The 17,549-nt window shown below is 63.8% G+C and carries 12 protein-coding genes; 3 read left to right on the top strand and 9 right to left on the bottom strand.

Going from position 1 to position 17,549, the window contains the following annotated elements:
• Nucleotide 1: 1 nt before the first annotated feature.
• The 4 genes from FME97_RS05955 to FME97_RS05970 all read right to left on the bottom strand — a co-directional run bounded on the left by FME97_RS05955 (nucleotide 2) and on the right by FME97_RS05970 (nucleotide 3,063).
• Nucleotides 2-1,324: an ABC transporter permease gene (locus tag FME97_RS05955; RefSeq protein ID WP_141428336.1), complete on the bottom strand. Its 1,323-nt coding sequence runs from the start codon at nucleotides 1,322-1,324 to the stop codon at nucleotides 2-4.
• 13 nt (nucleotides 1,325-1,337) lie between these two features.
• Entirely contained in the window at nucleotides 1,338-1,553 is a 216-nt protein-coding gene (locus tag FME97_RS05960; RefSeq protein WP_141428337.1) for a hypothetical protein, read from the bottom strand.
• Nucleotides 1,554-1,558: 5 nt separating this feature from the next.
• On the bottom strand, nucleotides 1,559-2,530 hold the full coding sequence (locus tag FME97_RS05965; RefSeq protein WP_141428338.1) for an ABC transporter ATP-binding protein: 972 nt from the start codon (nucleotides 2,528-2,530) through the stop codon (nucleotides 1,559-1,561).
• Nucleotides 2,531-2,640: 110 nt separating this feature from the next.
• Nucleotides 2,641-3,063: a hypothetical protein gene (locus tag FME97_RS05970; protein WP_141428339.1), complete on the bottom strand. Its 423-nt coding sequence runs from the start codon at nucleotides 3,061-3,063 to the stop codon at nucleotides 2,641-2,643.
• A gap of 119 nt (nucleotides 3,064-3,182) precedes the next feature.
• Here FME97_RS05970 and FME97_RS05975 point away from each other — a divergent pair, with 119 nt between their 5' ends.
• Nucleotides 3,183-5,834: an ATP-binding protein gene (locus tag FME97_RS05975; protein ID WP_141428340.1), complete on the top strand. Its 2,652-nt coding sequence runs from the start codon at nucleotides 3,183-3,185 to the stop codon at nucleotides 5,832-5,834.
• Nucleotides 5,835-5,855: 21 nt separating this feature from the next.
• Nucleotides 5,856-7,229: a sigma-54-dependent transcriptional regulator gene (locus FME97_RS05980; protein WP_141428341.1), complete on the top strand. Its 1,374-nt coding sequence runs from the start codon at nucleotides 5,856-5,858 to the stop codon at nucleotides 7,227-7,229.
• Nucleotides 7,230-7,848: 619 nt separating this feature from the next.
• Here FME97_RS05980 and FME97_RS05985 read toward each other — a convergent pair.
• Entirely contained in the window at nucleotides 7,849-10,116 is a 2,268-nt protein-coding gene (locus FME97_RS05985; RefSeq protein ID WP_162502059.1) for a GH92 family glycosyl hydrolase, read from the bottom strand.
• A gap of 97 nt (nucleotides 10,117-10,213) precedes the next feature.
• On the opposite strand from FME97_RS05985, the gene FME97_RS05990 reads away from it, so the two are divergent.
• Nucleotides 10,214-11,086 carry a helix-turn-helix domain-containing protein gene (locus tag FME97_RS05990; protein WP_141428343.1) on the top strand — a complete coding sequence of 291 codons (873 nt, stop codon included), beginning with the start codon at nucleotides 10,214-10,216 and terminating at the stop codon, nucleotides 11,084-11,086.
• Between the two features lie 50 nt (nucleotides 11,087-11,136).
• Here the strand turns inward: FME97_RS05990 and FME97_RS05995 are convergent, their stop codons facing one another.
• The 4 genes from FME97_RS05995 to FME97_RS06010 form a co-directional block, all read right to left on the bottom strand.
• Nucleotides 11,137-12,384 (bottom strand): hypothetical protein, encoded by a 1,248-nt coding sequence (locus FME97_RS05995; RefSeq protein ID WP_232522948.1) that lies wholly within the window; start codon nucleotides 12,382-12,384, stop codon nucleotides 11,137-11,139.
• An 11-nt stretch (nucleotides 12,385-12,395) separates the two neighbouring features.
• On the bottom strand, nucleotides 12,396-13,688 hold the full coding sequence (locus tag FME97_RS06000; RefSeq protein ID WP_141428345.1) for a hypothetical protein: 1,293 nt from the start codon (nucleotides 13,686-13,688) through the stop codon (nucleotides 12,396-12,398).
• Nucleotides 13,689-13,754: 66 nt separating this feature from the next.
• Nucleotides 13,755-15,986 carry a DUF4097 family beta strand repeat-containing protein gene (locus tag FME97_RS06005; RefSeq protein ID WP_141428346.1) on the bottom strand — a complete coding sequence of 744 codons (2,232 nt, stop codon included), beginning with the start codon at nucleotides 15,984-15,986 and terminating at the stop codon, nucleotides 13,755-13,757.
• A 21-nt stretch (nucleotides 15,987-16,007) separates the two neighbouring features.
• Nucleotides 16,008-17,549: a RagB/SusD family nutrient uptake outer membrane protein gene (locus tag FME97_RS06010; protein WP_141428347.1), complete on the bottom strand. Its 1,542-nt coding sequence runs from the start codon at nucleotides 17,547-17,549 to the stop codon at nucleotides 16,008-16,010.

Consider the following 17,549-nt stretch of genomic DNA (forward strand, 5'->3'; position numbering starts at 1 on the left):
GTCAGTATTTGTACCGCACCCACTTGAACAGCTCCCCGAGCGTCGGTTTCTTGCCGTACATGAAGATGCCCACGCGGTAGATCTTCGCGGCGAACCACACCATCCCCACGAACGAGGCGTAGAGCACCGCGAGCGAAAGGGCGATCTCCCAGAGCGGAATGTCGTAGGGGATGCGGACGATCATGACGATGGGCGACGTGAAGGGAATCACCGAGAACCAGAAGGCCATCTGCGAGTTGGGGTCCCGGATGACGGCGAACATCATCAGCAGCGCGAGGATGATCGGCAGCGTGATGGGCGTCTGTAGTTGCGAAGCGTCCTGCACGTTGTCCACGGCCGAACCCACGGCGGCGAACATGGCCGAATAGAAGAGGTAGCCGCCGAAGACGAAGAGCAGCAGGCAGACGAAGATCCTGACGATATAGCCCAGGTCCGTGATCGCGGCCACGGCCTGCAACATCTCGGGGTCCATGCCCGAGGCGGCCGCGGCGTCGGGCATCCCCTGCTGCATGGCCTGGGCGCTCGCCATGACGTCGGACGGCATGAGGTGGGGCATCACCGCGGCGCCGATGCCGCAGATCAGCACGCCCCAGATGGCCACCTGTACGACGGCCACCGAGGCGATGCCGAGAATCTTGCCCATCATCAGATCGAAGGGCCGCACCGAGGAGACCATGACCTCCAGCACGCGGTTGTTCTTCTCCTCGATCACCGACTGCATGACCATCTGCCCGTAGATCAGAAGGAACATGTAGAGGATGAATCCCAGGACGTAGCCCGTCACGGTGGCCACGGTGGAGGACTGCGCATGGGTCTCCTCCTCCTGCGACTTGTCGTTGCGGAAGGTCTGGAGCGTCACGGTGGTCTTCACCTCGTCGAGGATCTGCTGGAGATTGTCGATATTGTACCGCTTGAGCTTCTCGGCCTCGAGGATGCGTTCGATCTGGTCCGTGATGCTGCTCTCGACCGAGAGCGACGACGACGAGTTGGCGTAGAGCTTCACGTCGGAGGGGTTTTCCAGGATGTCGCCGCCGATCCGGAGCACGCCGAAACGGTCGGTCAGCGTCCGGCGGGCCTCTTCGGTCGTCAGGTCCGTCGGCTCGAAGCGCAGCTCCTCGTCGCTTTCGAGGCGCGGGGCGACGAGACCGCTCTCGTCGATCACGGCGATCCGCTTTTCGTCGCCGCGCGAGAACTGCATGATGAGCGCCGGGGCGGCCATCAGGGCCACCATCAGCAGGGGCATCAGCAGCGTGGTGATGATGAAGGACTTTTTGCGCACGCGTTCGTTGAACTCGCGCTGGATGATGATGGAGATATTGGACATGGTGTTGTGGTTTTCATCGGTTCTCTTTCTCTGCCGTTTTCCGGATGCGGAGCAGCAGCAGGATGCCGCAGCACAGCGCGATGGACGAAAGAACGAGCCGCAACGTGCTCTCCTCCGTCCTCAGCGCGCGGACCGCTCCGTACATGCCGAGTCCCAGACACAGGCCGGCAAACGTCCGTGCGGCGGCTTTTCCGAAGCGGCGGGGCGCCTGTTGTTCGCGGCTTTTCATCGGGTTCAAAGTTGTCCGTTCACGGCCCGGATGAAGATGTCGTTCATCGAGGGGATGATCTCGCGGAACTGCCGCAGCTCGACGGCCCCGTTCGCGGCGGCGATCACCTGCCGCACCTCCGCGTCGTGTCCGACGCGGAGCCGGAGGGTGTCGTAGCCGTCCGCTCCGGCAAACGCGGCGGACTCCGTTCCGCCCTCCCCGTCCCCGGCGGCCGCATCGGCGGCTCCGGCGAGGATTTCGCAGCGGCCCGCGAGCGCTGAGCGCAGCGCCTCCCCGTCGCCGCGGTAGGAAATCTCGAAGATGTTCGACCCGTGGCGGCGGCGGATGTCGTCCACCTTGCCCGAGAGGATGTTGCGCGACTTGTTTATCAGCGTGATGTGGTCGCAGATCTCCTCCACCGACGACATATTGTGCGTCGAGAAGATGATCGTCGCGCCCTTGTCGCGCAGGGCGAGAATCTCCTCCTTGAGCAGGTTGGCGTTGATCGGGTCGAAGCCCGAGAAGGGTTCGTCGAAGATCAGCAGTTCGGGTTCGTGGAGCACCGTGACGATGAACTGCACCTTCTGGGCCATGCCCTTCGAAAGCTCCTCCACCTTCTTGTCCCACCACGTCTCGATGCCGAACTTCCCGAACCACCGCTTCAGCCGCACGACGGCCTCGCGGCGCGAAAGCCCCTTCAGACGAGCGAAGAAGACGGCCTGTTCGCCCACCTTCATCTTCTTGTAGAGCCCGCGCTCCTCCGGGAGGTAGCCGATGCGGTAGATGTCGGCCGGGGCGATCTCACGCCCGCCGAGCAGCACGCGGCCCGAGTCGGGCGCGGTGATGCGGTTGATGATGCGGATGAGGGTCGTCTTGCCCGCGCCGTTGGGGCCGAGCAGGCCGTAAACCGATCCCTTCGGAATGGCGAGCGATACGTCGTCCAGCGCCGTATGCGCCGCATAGCGTTTGGTGACGTGTTCCGCCGTTAGCAGATCCATAGTCGTAACGTGTTTGTTCTCTCGGAAATTTACAACGGCAAATGTAGAAATAAATTTTGAATATCAAAAAATATTTATCGTTTTTCGATAATAAAAAGCCGTCGTCCCCGTCAGAGTTCCGACAGTCCGGCCCCGGGCGCCGGAGCGGCCCCCTGCCGGGAAGGCGCCGGAGAGGAGGAGACGACGCTGTCCACGACGAATTTCGTGAAGCCGCGCCAGGGCAGGGCGCCGAAATACTCCTTGTAGTGCAGTTCGACCGAGCGGCCGCCCTCCAGCATCAGCCGCCGGGCCAGCTCCGGGTCGCGCACCGAAAATTCGAATTCGTAGGACTGGATCGTCCCGGCCGTCTTCGAGCGGATGCCCGACTGGATGAGCTTGCCTTCGTAGGTTTTGAAAATCACGCCTTTGTAAACGACATAATTCAGTTCGCCGCTCTTCACGCCCTCGCCGAAGACGAAGTAGAAGCGGAAGTAGATGAACAGCGCGAGGGCGGCGAGGACGACGGCCGGCGCGATGATCCGGAATTTTTTCATGGCTTTGCGGTTCGGTATCGGCCGTAAAGATAGCGAAATCCCGCCGATTCGGAGCCTGCGGCGGCCGAAAACCGCCTCCCCGTACCGAAATTCGCGCGAATCTTCCTATATTTGAGGTCGTGAAAGAGTCGAAGTTCGTCAAAGCGAAGATCGCCGCGGGATACGTCATCCTCATCGCGGCCTGCATCCTCTCGGTGGGATACGTCTATCGGGAGGCGGTGCGCCTCTCCGCGCCCGACGGCAGCTACGCGCTGCTGCGCAACAAGCGCAGCGCGGTCAATCAGGTGCTCTACCACCTCTACCAGGCCGAGAGCTACGGCCAGTTGATGATCGCCGGATACCAGTCCTTCGAGGGGCGCTACCGGCGCGAGCTGCGGACCGTGCGGGCCCGCATCGACTCGCTGCGCAGCATCGCCGGAAGCGGGGATTCGTTGCAGACGATGCGTCTGGACAGCATCGTGCGGCTGCTCGCGGACAAGGAGCGGCGGACGATGAGCCTGCGGCGGTCGATCCGCGCCGGAGCCACGTCGAGCCTGCTGGAGAAGAACATCCGCGCGCTCATCGAAGGGTCGCGCGACAGCCTCGCGCGCCCCGACACGCTTTCCCTCCCGGCCGGCGGCCTTCTTTCCCCGGACTCGCTCCCCCGGACCGACACGCTGCGCCCCCTGCTGCCCGACACCCTCGCGCCCGTACTGCCGCCCCCTTCCGACACGCTGCCGCCGCCCAGCCTCGTGCGTTCCGACACAGTGGCCGTGCCGCGCCCCAAACGGCGGTTCTTCCGCCGGCTGGCCGACCTGTTCAGCCCGCCCCGGAACGACTCGAACGTGGTGATCTCGCGGCGCGAAATCGTCGTCGATACGCTCCGGCGGCCCGGGGAGACGCTGCCGCCCGAGGCGATCCGGGACACGATCACGCTGGTCCTGCGCGCCCTGCAGGACAGCGTGACCAGCGAACGGCTGGGCATCTACGACGAGGCGTGGCGCGAGGGGCTGCGCCTGCGGTACAGCAACGACCTGGTGAACGCCAAGATCTACCGCCTGATCCTCGATTTCGAGGAGGAGGAGACGGCCTTCCTCATGCGGCGCATCGACACGAACGAGGCGATCCGGCAGCGCTCCTCGCAGATACTGGGCATCGTCGCCGCGGGAGCCGTGGTGCTGATGCTGCTGTTCGTGGCCGTGCTGTGGCGCGACATCAACCGCAGCGTCCGCTACCGCCGGGCGCTGGAGCGGGCCAACCGCGACAATGAGGCGCTGCTGGCGGCCCGCGAGCAGCTGATGCTGGCCATCACGCACGACATCAAGGCCCCGCTGGGGTCGGTCATGGGATATATCGACCTGCTGTCGCGCCTCACCTCCGACAAGCGGCAGGAGCTCTACCTACAGAACATGAAATCCTCGTCGGAGCACCTGCTCGCGCTGGTGAACAGCCTGCTGGACTTCTACCGCCTCGACGCCAACAAAATGGAGGTCGATGCCGTGGCCTTCAACCCGGCGCAGCTCTTCGAGACGATCCGTGCGGGATTCGCCGCGGCAGCGGCCGCCAAAGGACTGGAACTGCGGCTGGAGCTCGCCCCGAGCACGGACCGCGAAGTGGCGGGCGATGCCTTCCGGATCCGGCAGATCGCCGACAACCTGCTTTCCAACGCCTTGAAATTCACCGACGAAGGGTTCGTGACGCTGCGGGCCCGCCTCTCCGACGGGCAACTGGTCTTCTCGGTCCGCGACACGGGCCGGGGAATCGGCCCCGAGGAACGGGAGCGGATTTTCGCCGAGTTCGTGCGGCTCCGCTCGGCGCAGGGCGTGGACGGCTTCGGACTGGGGCTGTCGATCGTGGACCGTCTCGTGAAGCTGCTCGGCGGAGCGATCTCGCTCGACAGCGCGCCCGGCCAGGGAAGCAAGTTCATCGTCACGGTTCCCGTGGGCGACGCGGCCGAAGGCGCGGCGGGCCGGACGGCGGCGCCGGAACCGGGAGCCGCCGAACCGCTGCCGCCGCTGCGTGCGCTGCTGGTGGACGACGACCCCCTGCAACTCGAAATGGTCGCCGCCATGTGCCGCCGCGCGGGGGTTTCGGCCGAGTGCTGCCAATATCCCGAATACGCCGCACGGCTCGTCGAGGGCGGCCGCTTCGATCTGGTCGTCACCGACATCCAGATGCCCTCGTACGACGGATTCGGCGTGCTGGAGGCCGTGCGCGGCGTCGCGCCCGGGATCCCCGTGGTGGCCGTCTCGGCACGCGGGGAGATGCGTCCCGAGGACTTCGCGGCCCGGGGATTCGCCGCCTGCCTGCGCAAACCCTTCACCTACGGCGAGCTGGTCGGGGCGATCCGTGCGGCCTGCTGCGGCGGAACGTCGCCGCAGGTTCCGGACGCCGGAACGAAGGCATCCGCCCCGGAGCCGGACGGCGGCGAGCTGCGCTTCGACGCCCTGACGGCCTATGCGGGCGACGACGCGGAGGCGGCGCAGTCGATCCTGGCCTCCTTCGCCGAGCAGACCGCGGCGAACTGCACGGCATTGTGCGAGGCCCTCGACGCGGACGATGCGGCCGGCGTGAAGGCGCTGGCGCACAAGATGCTGCCGATCTTCACGATGCTCGGAGCCGGAACCGTGGCCGACACGCTGCGCCGCGCCGAGACCCACGAAGGGGCGCTGACCGATACGCTGCACCGCGAGCTGGCGGCCGTCGCGGAGCGCATCCGCGGAATCGCCGCGGAGGCCGGGAAACGGGCCTTTCCCGGAAAAGCGGCCTCCGGAGGTCCGGAATCCGAATAAAATCGTATCTTTGTAGGGAATATGGAACGCATCCTCATCGTAGACGACGACATCACCTTCGCGCTGATGCTCCGCACGTGGCTGGCCAAACGGGGCTTCGAGGTGGAGACGGCCGGTTCGGCGGCAGCGGCCCGCACGGCGCTCGGGAAAGGCGACTACGCCCTCGTGCTGAGCGATATGCGCCTGCCGGACGAAGACGGGATCGCCCTGCTGCAATGGATGGCCGGCGAGGGCATCGCGGCCCCGGTGATCGTGATGACGAGCTACGCCGAGATACGGAACGCCGTGCGGTGCATGAAACTCGGCGCGCGCGACTACGTGGCCAAACCCGTGAACCCCGACGAACTGCTGAAGAAGATCCGCGAGGCGCTCGACGCCCCGGCAGCCGGGGAGGAATCCGCTGGGTCCGGCCGGAACGCCCCGCGCGCGTCCCGGAGCGCGGCGGCCGAACCGCTCAACTACATCGAGGGGCGCAGCGACGCGGCGCGGCAGCTCTACGAATACGTGCGGCTGGTGGCCCCCACCGACATGTCGGTGCTGGTGAACGGCGCGAGCGGAACGGGCAAGGAGCACGTGGCGCAACTGATCCACCGCGGCAGCCGGCGCGCCGGAAAACCTTTCGTGGCGGTCGATTGCGGAGCCATCCCGCGCGAGCTGGCCGCATCGGAGTTCTTCGGCCACGTCAAAGGGTCGTTCACCGGAGCGCTGGCCGACAAGGCGGGAGCCTTCGAGGCGGCCAACGGCGGCACGCTCTTTCTCGACGAGGTGGGCAACCTCACCTACGAGACGCAGGTGCAGCTGTTGCGCGCCCTGCAGGAACGCCGCATCCGCCGCGTGGGCAGTACGCGCGAAATCCCCGTGGACATCCGCCTCGTGGCGGCGACCAACGAGAACCTCGAGGCGGCCATCGCCCGGGGAACGTTCCGCGCCGACCTCTACCACCGGATCAACGAATTCACGCTCCGCATGCCCGAGCTGCGGCAGATGAGCGGCGACATTCCGCTCTTCGCCGACTTCTTCCTCGACCAGGCCAACCGCGAGCTGGGCAAACGCATCGTCGGATTCGACGCCGCGGCGCTGGCCGCGCTGACGCGCTACGACTGGCCGGGAAATCTCCGGCAGCTGAAGAACACCGTGAAGTCGGCGACGCTGCTCGCAGCGGGCGACTACGTCACCTGCCGCGAACTGCCGGCCGAAGTGACCGCCCCCTCCACCGGCGCCGCGGCGGGAAACCCGACCGTCCCGAGCTTCTCGCTGCGCGATCCCGCCTCGGAGGAGGAGCAGATACGCCGCGCCCTCGCAGCCGCGGGAGGCAACAAGTCGCAGGCCGCGAAACTGCTCGGCGTCGATCGCAAGACGCTCTACAACAAACTGCACCACTACGGCATCGAGTGACCCCTCCCCGGCAGCGGGCACGTACCGGCCCGGGGGAGGGTGTGGAATTTTTCCACAACATTGTGGAGCGGATTCCACACCGTTCCACACTTCGCCGGGCCGCCGCTCCCCGGCGGAATCCGCTCCGCAGCACTCCGCCGGATCCCATTCCGAAACGCTTCCGAATCCGTCCAGGGCCCGTCCCGCACCTTTTCACGCCCCTCTTTCCGCTCCCGCCTCCCCGGCGAACGGCAGGTTTCCGCACCGTTTGGCACACCGCTTGAACATTTTTTCTGCGAAACCGGCACCGAACCGGTTCATACAACAAATAAGAATTGAAGTCGAACCTTTAAATTGGACCGCATGAGGAAGGAGTTTGTGATGACGGCGACTTTCTGACGAAGCGGGCGGTTCGCCGACGGAAACGGTCGATCGAGCGGCTCTTCGGAGCGCTCCGGACCGGATGCCGTCGCCGCAGCCGCCGGGCCGAGAGCAGTGAGGTTGTCTCGATTATTTAGTTAACAATTGTTTGCCTGGTACTCCGCCCCGTGCGGAGTTTTTTTGTGCCCGGGAATCGGCCCCTTCCGCGCGGAACATCCGGACAAGCCGGCCGCACCGGACCCGTCCGAACCCACTCCGGCTACCGGAAACAGTCCGGACAAGGCCGCGACGCAAGCTCCAACCGCAGCACTCCGCCCCGCACGATCTGCTCATGCGTGAGGAACGGCCGTTCGAGGGGCTTCCCGTCGAGCCGCGCCGCACGGATGTATTTATTGACCTTCGACGCTCCGGGAGCCTCTATCACGAAACTCCGACCGCCGGGCAGCGCGATCTCCACCCGCTCGAAAATCGGCGTGCTCAGGGCGTATTCGCCCGAGGCGGGATTGACCGGATAGAATCCCATGGCGGCGAAAACATACCATGCCGTGAGCGCCCCGCCGTCGTCGTCGCCGCTCAATCCCGTGGGACGGTCGTCGAACCAGATGTCGGCAATCTGCCGCACGCGGTGCTGCGTCTTCCAGGCCGCACCGGCATAGTTGTAGAGCCACGGGATATGGAACGCAGGCTCGTTCCCCGCCGGAATGAGCCCCTGAAGTCCGGTGGCATCGGGCATCCGGCCCATGAATTTCCATTTGTCGAGCCTCGGACCGCGGGTGAAGGATTCGTCGAGACGGCGCACGAAGGCTTCCGGACCGCCCGTCAGCGCGATCAGCCGCGGAATGTCGTGCTGCACGTGGAAAACATGGACACAGGCATTGACCTCGGCGAAATAGCTCCGGGCGCCGAACCCGTCGCTCAGTTGCGGATCGAACGGTTCGATCCATTCGCCCCGTTCGTTTCTGGGTGCGAAATAACCGATCTCCGGATTCCATAGGTTCAGGTAGTTGCGCGACCTTTGCAGAAACAGCTCGCAATCCTCGTCACGTCCCAGATAGCGCGCGATCCGGGCCAGACACCAGTCGTCGTAGCTATGTTCGAGCGTCACCGACACGGCCTGCCGTTTCTCCCACCCGTCGTCGATATAGGGGTATTTCTCCTTCTCCCCGGGCGCCAGCGCCGGGAAATAGCCGTGTTCGGCATAGAACCGGTCGGGCTCGCGGGCCGCTCCGGCCCGCCAGGGAATCATCGTCCCCTCCAGCGCGTTCTTGCGCAGCCCTTCGTAAAGCGTCTCCACATCGAAATCAGTGATCCCCTTGCGGATGGCTTCGGCGGCGACCGACGCGACGTGATTGCCGATCATCGGATCGCCGTGCCAGTCCGGCGAGGCTCCCTCGAACCAGTCGCCGCCCCATTCGACCAGCTCGGGGAACTGGGGAACCCAGCCCCACTGGCGGTACATCCGGGCATAGGACTGCAACTCGTCCGCTTTCCGCTCCGGATCGAGCAGCATCCCCAGCGCATGCAGGTTGCGGTAGGTATCCCAGGCCCAGTCGTCGTTGTAGAACGGCCGCGCGTCCTCGTGCACACGGCGGTCGAATCCGCTGTAATAACGTCCGTACTCGGACTGCTCGACCATCCGCTCGCAGGTCCGGTAAAGCGACGTGTAGAAAATCCGCCGCTCCCGTTCGGTTCCCCCTTCGACCCGGATGCGTCCCAGCGTCTCCTCCCAGATCGCGCGGCTTTGTTCCCGGACCTCGGCGAACGACGCCTCCCCGACCTCGGCTTCGAGGTTGGCGCGGGCCTGTTCCACGCTGATATAGGAGATTCCGACCCGGAAACGCACGACGCCCCGGCCGGCCGGATCCGAAAGCCAGACCCCGATATTCCGGCCCGCCGCGGAGAGCGAGTCGGAAAGCACGCCGTCCCGGCAGGTCCCCGCCTTTCCGAACGGCCGGTCGGCCACGGCATAGAAGTACTGGCGGGCGTAATCGACCGCCTCCCAGCCCGTCACGACCCGATTCCCGTCCACGCTCGCCTCGCCCTGCGCCGCAAGCCGGAAAAGCACGTTCGCAGGGCGGTCTCCGTCCGTGAAGTCGAACTCGTAGAGGGCCGCGCGTTCGGTCGTCGTCCACGCCGCCCCGATGCCGAAATCCTCGAGCCAGACCCGGTGCGACCAGGGATGCAGCTCCTCGAGGTCGTGGTCGTACCACGACGAGGAGCGCTCCGGATCGAACGACACATCGCCCGCCGTGGGCATGATCGCAGTCACCGCCCCGTTCCGGTAACGGGGCATGTTGAGGGCGATGCCGTAGATCCGGTCGGAAAAGTAACGGTCGTTGAGTCCCGGTTCGGTCACGGGATAGATACGCACCATGGCGTGCGGCCGGTGCACCTGCGGCATCACGGTCGTCAGCAGCGGCGCCACGCCCCCTATGTTGGGATCGACCCAGCGTCCCACGCCTTCGTCCCGGCAACCGGCCGTACAAAGCAGAAGCGCCGCGGCCGCAAACATGTGAATTCTGTTCATATTTTTTCCATTTTTTTCGGACGAACCGAGTGAAAAACGCCTGAAATTACGAATTTTCGGCCGATTTTCACTATATTTGTTCAAATAACCGCACGGTATGAAGTACATTCTGAAAGAGATCACTCCGCTGGGCGGAAACGACCTGTTCATCGCGAACCACTGGCCCGACAACCAGATGGATTTCCCGCTCCATTTCCACGAGGACTACGAACTCAACCTGACGCTGCACGTCCGGGGCAAACGAACGGTGGGCAATCTGGTGGAGGACTTTACGGAGAAGGATCTGGTCATCACCAACCCGAACGTGCTGCATTGCTACAAACGCGGCGAGAGTTATGCGAACGTCCGCTGCGAAGTGGTCGTCGTCCAGTTCTCCAAGAACCTTCCCTCGTGGGGCATTTTCGACACCGACCAGCTGCGGCCGATCCGGGAGATGCTCTGCCAGCCCGCGCCGGGCATCCGGTTTTCGGAGGACACCGCGGACCGGGTCCGCGACCGGCTGCTGCGCCTGCCGCACCTCGAAGGGTTCGAAGCCGTGCTGCTGTTCCTCGACATCCTCCACGAACTCGCCTGCGCCGACCGGACCAAGGTCGAGCTGATCGGGCTTCAGGGCGACGGCTCCTTCGCCCACAGCCGCCGCATCAACAAGATCGTGCAGTTCGTGGAGCAGAACTACAGCCGGAAGATTTCGCTCGACGAAATCGGCCGTCTGGTCGGAATGCCGGCGTCGTCCGCGAGCCGTTTTTTCAAAAAACGCACGCGGCACAACTTCTGGGACTACCTCAGCGGATTCCGGATCAACCGCGCGGCGCAAATGATCATCGAGACCGAACACACGATTTCGGAGATCAGCTACGAATGCGGCTTCAACAACATCTCCAATTTCAACCGCGTCTTCCGCGAACGCATCGGCACCACGCCGAGCGACTACCGGCGCAAGTTCAAGGCGTCGGTCATCCCCAAGGGGTGACCGGCCGGAAAGGTCTCGGAACACCGCAGCCTTTTCCGGCCGGAGAAGTCCTATTTCCCGAGCCACAGCTCCCGGATCGTCTCCTCGATCCCCATGCCGTAGGGAACCCGATCGCTTTTCGCAACGGCGCGACAGAGGAACGCGGGACCGCCTGCCGTCGCCGACACGACCCGTGCTCCGGGCATTTCGAGATGGCCGTTCGGATCGTTTTCGCGCAGCCAGCCGTAGGCATAGCGCAGCCAGGCCCGGCGGGCATCGGGTTCCTGCAGGTAGAACCAGGTGATTTCGTCATAGCCCCAAACGTAATGGTCCGACAGATCGGCCTCGCCCGGATGGTCGCTCACACCGAAATTGTCGAACTCGACCAGATAGGGCAGGGCGTCGCACCGCCAGCCGCTCGGCGTCACGCATCCGGGGCTTTTGCCGTAAACCGCGTCGATATGCCCCGCCTCGAGCACGCACTCCATCGGCTTTTCGGGAACCTCCTTGATCCGCAGCGGGAAGGAGTTGAAGTCGATCAGGCTTCTGTCGCCGACCATCATGCCCCGGCTGCCCGTGTGGGCGTCAAAAAGCACGAAGTGACGGCGGGCCCGCGGGCAGACCCGGGCACGCACCTTCTTCAGAAAGCTGTCCCATGTCTGCCATCCGCGGTCGTTCATGCCGATCAGATAGACCTGCCCCAGATGGACGGCTTCGACCCCGATATCGACATAGGAGCCGATCAGGAACATGAACCACAACTGCGTCTCGACACGCGTGATGTCCGGCACGCTGGCTCCCGGCCCCCACTGGTCCACGTATTTTCCGCCGGGATCGAGCATCTGCGCATAATCGAAACAGCGCTCCTCGACGGGCAGTCCCAGCGCCTCGAAAGCCCAGGCGGGCACAGGGACCTCGCCGACCTCGCGGTAAACCGCCTCGAAGGTCGCGGCCTGGAAGATCACGTCCGGATCGAAGGCGTGCACACGGTCGATCAGCGCTTCGGCCCCGGCCCAGAAACCCGGCTCGGCAAGCGTCTTCTCATCGCCCCAGCGGTAGATCGCCCGGCCGATGAACTTGGCGCCGGTGTTGCGGATGAACTCCACGTCGGCCTCCTTGTCGGGATAGGTTCCGTCGTTGCAGTAGGGATCGACGGTCAGGAACTCCGACATCGTGACGGCCCGCGAAAGGTAGCGGTCCAGCACGTCCCGGGAGATCGAACCGTCGAAACGGTAGGGATCCGGCTCCGCAGAGCCGCATGCGCCCGCGCCGGCGGAAAGTCCCAGCGCGGCGGAAAGCAATACGAACAGTCGTTTCATGGCAGGTATCGTCATTCGTTCCACAATCTTCTGATGGTCTCCTCGGTCGAACGGCCCGTGGGGCACGCCTCGCTCTGCGTGTTGCAGCGGTAGAACCGGGAAGGCCCCGACACCGACACGCGGCAGCCCGGCATCTGGACGTACCCGATCGGATCCATGCTGCGGAGGTAGTCCACGGCGTATTCGAGCCACTCGCGGGCGTACTCGTCGTCGAGCAGGCTGAACCACGATATTTCGTCGTAACCCCAAACGTAGTGGTCGCTCCAGTCGTACTGTCCCGGATGGTCGCTCACGCCGAAGTTGTCGAACTCGAGGAGATAAGGAATCCGTTCGGCCGTCCAGCCGCTCGGGGTTCGGCCGCCCTTCGTATAGCCGATCACCGAATCGAGGTATCCCTTTTCGAGTTTCGCCTTCATCGGCTCGCCCGCGATCTCCTTCGCCCGCAACGGGAACGACACGAAGTCGAAGAGCAGTTCGCCATCGACGACGATGCCGCCGTTGCCCAGGTGGGCGTCCAGCAGCACCGTTCCCCGCGCCGCCTTGGTCGCCGCCGCCTCGCGGATTTTGGAGAGCAGGGTCCGGTATCCCGCATAGCCGTTTTCCGAATCGCCCATCGACGCCATGAGCATCACCTGCCCGCAGTGGAACGCCTCGATGCCGGCCTCCATGTATTTTACGGCCATGAAGTAGAACCACATTTGCGTCTCCTCGCGCGACATGTCGGGGACGCAGGTGTTCTCGCCCCACTGCCCCAGATAGACGCCGTTCTCGTCGCAGATGGCGTCGAACCGGAAGTTGCGGGCCTCGGGCTCCCGTCCGAAAGCCTCGAAAACCCAATCCGGAACGGGAATGTCGTTCACCCGGGTCGTCACGATCTCGAACAGGGCCGCCTGGAAAATCAGGTCGGGATCCGAACGGTGCATCCGCTCGATCCGCGCCCCGGCGTCGGCGAGCCACGCATCATCGACGAAAAGCTCCTCATGCCCCCACGAATAGATCGACCGCCCGATGAATTTGGCCCCGATCGAGAGGAGCATCCGCTCGTCGTCCTCCGTCCCGTACACTCCGTCGTTCGAGGTTTCGGGACCGGCGAGAAACTCCGTCTGGGTCACGGCGCGCGAAAGGTAGTTGTGCAGCACCTCTTCCGACATCGTTCCGCCCGAGAAGGTGTAATTGCCCGTATTGGGCACGGGAGCGGGCCTCTGCGGAATCTCGGGCCACCGGCTCCGGTCCCACTCCTTTTCGCAGCCCGCCGCCGAAAGCAGGCAGGCCGCAGCGAATAGTATGAATTTCGATCCTTTCATCTGTATTTCGGTTTTCAGGGTTCCGGCCGGATGTTTCCGGCCGGAACCGCAGTTGCCAATATTTCGTTACAATTCGTCGATCCGGTAGTTCGTTCCGTTGGATTCGATGGCGAACTCCGCCCCGGAGGAGAAGACGCCCGCCCGGTAAAGTTCGCCGAGCAGATCGAGTCCCACCTGCCCGGACCCGGATTCCACGGGAATTCCGCCCGACTCGGCCCCGTTGCCCGTCACCGTCACGTCGCCGCCGACGCTCCGGAGCCCGGCGAAACCGCCCAGACCGTTGAGCTTCGCATTGCCGCGGATCGTCAGACTGCCGCCCACCGTCTCGAGCGGCATGACGTCGAAATTCCAGAAGTCGCCGTTGCAGTTCTCCACCGTAAAGTCGCCGCCTACGCTCCGGAGCGAAAGGAAAGTCACGCCCGCCATCGGCTCAGCAACCCCCGAGAGTTTCACGCTGCCGGCCACGCTCTCTATCTGCGAGAGGCAGTTCCCGGCTCCCCAGTTGGTCGCGATCTTCGGACAGTTCTCGAAGACGAGGTCGCCGCCGACCGCCGTCATCGACTTCATGCCGTTCAGGTTGAACAGTTGCGCGCAGTTGCGGAAGACGATGCCGCCGTCCACCGTGAACCCTCCGTCGTTGAAGAGCACTTCGGTCGTCGTCAGGGAGGTTCCCTCGACGGTCAGGGTCCCGGCGATCTTCCCGACGCGGTTCTTGACGAACGACAGATCGTGATCCGAAATCGTATTGTCCGGATCGAGAATCGTGAGGTCCTGCACCGTCTCCCCGACGGCCGAACCGTCCTGCGGAGCGAAAGCCAGCAGTTCGTCCCGTCCCGCGATCGTATAGGTCCGGGGCGCTCCCGGATCGGGAACCTCCGAAAACTCGACGGACGAACCGTCGGCATAGCGGCAATCGACCGCCGCTCCGGGCTGCACCACCCCGGAGACGATCCACCGCTCCACCAGGTCGAAACCCACCTGTCCGGCGACCGAGACATACGGGATGCCTCCTCCGGCGCTGACGTCCGTACCGCACTCCGCAATCGTGATGTCGCCGCCCAGATACTCCAGTTTCTCGAAACCGCCCAGTCCGTTCTGGTGGTCGTTGCCGACGAGCGCGAGGTTTCCGCCGATACGGCGCAGATCGGTGGCCAGATTCCAGAAGAATCCCTGGTAGGTCTCCACGCAGTTGTCCTCCAGCGTCATGTCGCCGCCGACTTCGGACAGCGAGGCGAAGGCCATCTGCTGCATGCCGCAGTTGCGCACCGTCAGGTCGCCCTCCACGCGGACGATCTGCGCGAAGCCGTTGCCGGAACCCCAGTGAATCAGGTAGGGGATATTCTCCAGCACGAAATCGCCGCCGATCTGCGTGATGTTCTTGAATCCGTTGTTGTTGAAGAACTTGTTGCCGCTGTCCTCGTCGTAGGTTTCGATGTTGCGCAGGACGATGCCGCCGCGGCACTCCACCTTGCCGAAGAAGGTCTCGGTGGTCTTGATCGCCGCACCGTCGATGGTCATGGTCCCCTGTACGACGTCGATTTTCGAGGCCAGCAGGGCCATGCCGTCGTCGGTGACCTGGGGTCCCGTCACGGTGAGGTCCTTCACCTCCTTGCCCGAGGGGCTGAATGCGGCGGCCTCGGCGTCGGATTTGATCGTATAGCTGTACACGCCGCCCGACTCGCCGCCCTGCCCGATCAGCGACGGGTCGGTTACGGCCAGCGGATGGTTGTTCGACAGAGTCACGTTGTCCGAATCGAGCACCGAATTGGAAATAAGGTACTTGATGACGTTGAATCCGTAGGTATCGGGCTGATCGGGCTTGTCCTCGCCCAGCAGGGAGTTCCCCGTGACGAAGAGCTTTCCGGTCATTTTCTTGAGATTCATGAGACCGCTGATGTCGGTCAGCTGCGGATTGTCCTCGATATGGATGTCGCCGATGACGAACCTGAGCGCCAGGTCTCCGACGGAGACCAGCGATTCGTTTTCCGCGATTTCGAGTTTCGTGGCCACGGAGAAGGTCTTCGGAAGCGTCAGCGTTCCGATGCCCGTATTCCGGATGACGAGCGTGCCGACGGCCGACACGTCGAGCGACGAGAGATCGGTGATGTCGCCGCCCGTGACCGTGATCCGGTTGGCCTCGCGGCGGGCGGGAAAGGCATCGACCTCGGCCTGCGTCGTAAGCGTGAAGTTCCCCTCGTAGGGGTTCGCGGGATCGGTCCCGTCCTCCGAACAGGCCGTCAGCCACGTGCCCGCGAGGGCGAGCAGCGGCAGCAGGTATTCATTGTACGATCGTTTCATGATGCGTTGGTATTAGGTCGGTTATCGCTGGGGGTTGAGGTCCATCTCCCGCTGGGGAGCCGGATAGAAATAGGCGTAGGTCGGCTTGAAGGCCTTGTTGGTGATATGCCGCTCGTCGGCCCGGTTGAGCCGGCGCAGTTCGTAGATGCCGTGTCCCTCGAAGGCCAGCTCCTTGATGCGCTCCTGAATCACCGCCTCGCGGAAGTCCGCGACCGAAAGTCCCTCGGGCAGCGCTCCCAGCCCGGCGCGTTTGCGCACCTCGTTCACCCATTTATATCCCTCCTCGGTCGGTCCCGCGGCCTCGGCGTAGGTGAGCGCCACCTCGGCGAACCGGATCAGGTAGAGATTCGCCGACGTCCGGTTCGAATTCGACTTCGGATCGGTGTACTTGCGGCAGAACGGATAGAAGAACTTGTTCTTCACGTTGTCACTGCTCGTCAGATTCGAAGGATCGTAGGTCGCCAGCACGCTGCCGTCTTCGTTGTATATCGTCGTAACCATCAGTTGTTTGCGCAGGTCCGCATCGTCGTACGTGTCACGGAATTCGTTGTCCACGCGCATCACCTGGAACCCCGACTCGTAATTCATGAACTTCATCACTTCGCCTCCGCCGGCGAGCGACGAGGAGATATAGACGATATTGCCCGTCTGGATCGCGAACATCTGGGGCAGCTGCGAATAAGTGCCTTCCATGCCGCTGGCCTCGCGGTTCATCGAGGTCATGAAGATATGTTCCACGCCGTCGGCCTGGTGATCGACGTCGTAAACATTGCCCAGATCGGGGTCGAGACGATAGACGGTCTGCCCTTCGAGCACGTCGGAGGCATACTGCGCCGCCAACGCATACATGTCGTCGGCATCGGCGACCCAGTCGTAGCCCGGAGCGCCCGAAGCCTTCGAGGAGGCGAGGTAGAGGTAAACCCGCGCCAGCAGCGCCTGCGCGGCGACCTTGTCGGCCCGGCCCTGCACCTTGTTCACGGGCAGCAGACCGATGGCCTCCTCCAGCTCGCCGATGATGAACCCGTAGATCTTCTCGATCGGGGCGAAATCCTTGTAGGAGTCGGAGACGGTCGAAACGGTTTTCGACCGGATGGGCACGCTGCCGTAGTTGATGACCAGCATGAAGTGGTTGAAAGCGCGCAGGAAATGCGCCTCGCCGAGAATCCTGTTGCGCGCCATCGCCGAGATGGACGTCATGCGCGAGACGTTCTCCAGCACCGAATTGGTGCGCGCCAGACTTACGTAGGCCGACTTGAAGAAGTAGATGGCTTCGTCGCTCGTCGGAGTGATGTCCCACTGGAACAGCGGGCTTTCGTCGGCCTTGCCGTAGGATTTGTACTGGTTGGTCGGCACGTCGCTCAGGAAGAAGAGGAACCGGCCGCAATAGTCGATGTAATTGATCGGCACGTAAGCGTACATCAGCGCGGATTCGGCATCGGCCTCCGTATTGTAGAAGGTCTCGTTCGAATAAGTGCCGTAGGGAACTTCGTCGAGGCAGGAGGCGAAGCCCGTCAGCGCCCCGAGCAGAAGCAGGTATCGGAATGTCTTTTTCATTTTCAACAT

The sequence above is a fragment of the Alistipes dispar genome (assembly GCF_006542685.1).
GTDB lineage: Bacteria > Bacteroidota > Bacteroidia > Bacteroidales > Rikenellaceae > Alistipes > Alistipes dispar.

What these genes read in the sequence shown, in the direction of transcription:
- FME97_RS05995 (WP_232522948.1), bottom strand. Translation starts at nt 12,384, where the DNA reads ATGAAACGACTGTTCGTATTGCTTTCCGCCGCGCTGGGACTTTCCGCC.
- FME97_RS05980 (WP_141428341.1), top strand. Translation starts at nt 5,856, where the DNA reads ATGGAACGCATCCTCATCGTAGACGACGACATCACCTTCGCGCTGATG.
- FME97_RS05990 (WP_141428343.1), top strand. Translation starts at nt 10,214, where the DNA reads ATGAAGTACATTCTGAAAGAGATCACTCCGCTGGGCGGAAACGACCTG.
- FME97_RS05960 (WP_141428337.1), bottom strand. Translation starts at nt 1,553, where the DNA reads ATGAAAAGCCGCGAACAACAGGCGCCCCGCCGCTTCGGAAAAGCCGCC.
- FME97_RS05955 (WP_141428336.1), bottom strand. Translation starts at nt 1,324, where the DNA reads ATGTCCAATATCTCCATCATCATCCAGCGCGAGTTCAACGAACGCGTG.
- FME97_RS05970 (WP_141428339.1), bottom strand. Translation starts at nt 3,063, where the DNA reads ATGAAAAAATTCCGGATCATCGCGCCGGCCGTCGTCCTCGCCGCCCTC.
- FME97_RS06005 (WP_141428346.1), bottom strand. Translation starts at nt 15,986, where the DNA reads ATGAAACGATCGTACAATGAATACCTGCTGCCGCTGCTCGCCCTCGCG.
- FME97_RS06010 (WP_141428347.1), bottom strand. Translation starts at nt 17,549, where the DNA reads ATGTTGAAAATGAAAAAGACATTCCGATACCTGCTTCTGCTCGGGGCG.
- FME97_RS06000 (WP_141428345.1), bottom strand. Translation starts at nt 13,688, where the DNA reads ATGAAAGGATCGAAATTCATACTATTCGCTGCGGCCTGCCTGCTTTCG.
- FME97_RS05965 (WP_141428338.1), bottom strand. Translation starts at nt 2,530, where the DNA reads ATGGATCTGCTAACGGCGGAACACGTCACCAAACGCTATGCGGCGCAT.
- FME97_RS05985 (WP_162502059.1), bottom strand. Translation starts at nt 10,116, where the DNA reads ATGAACAGAATTCACATGTTTGCGGCCGCGGCGCTTCTGCTTTGTACG.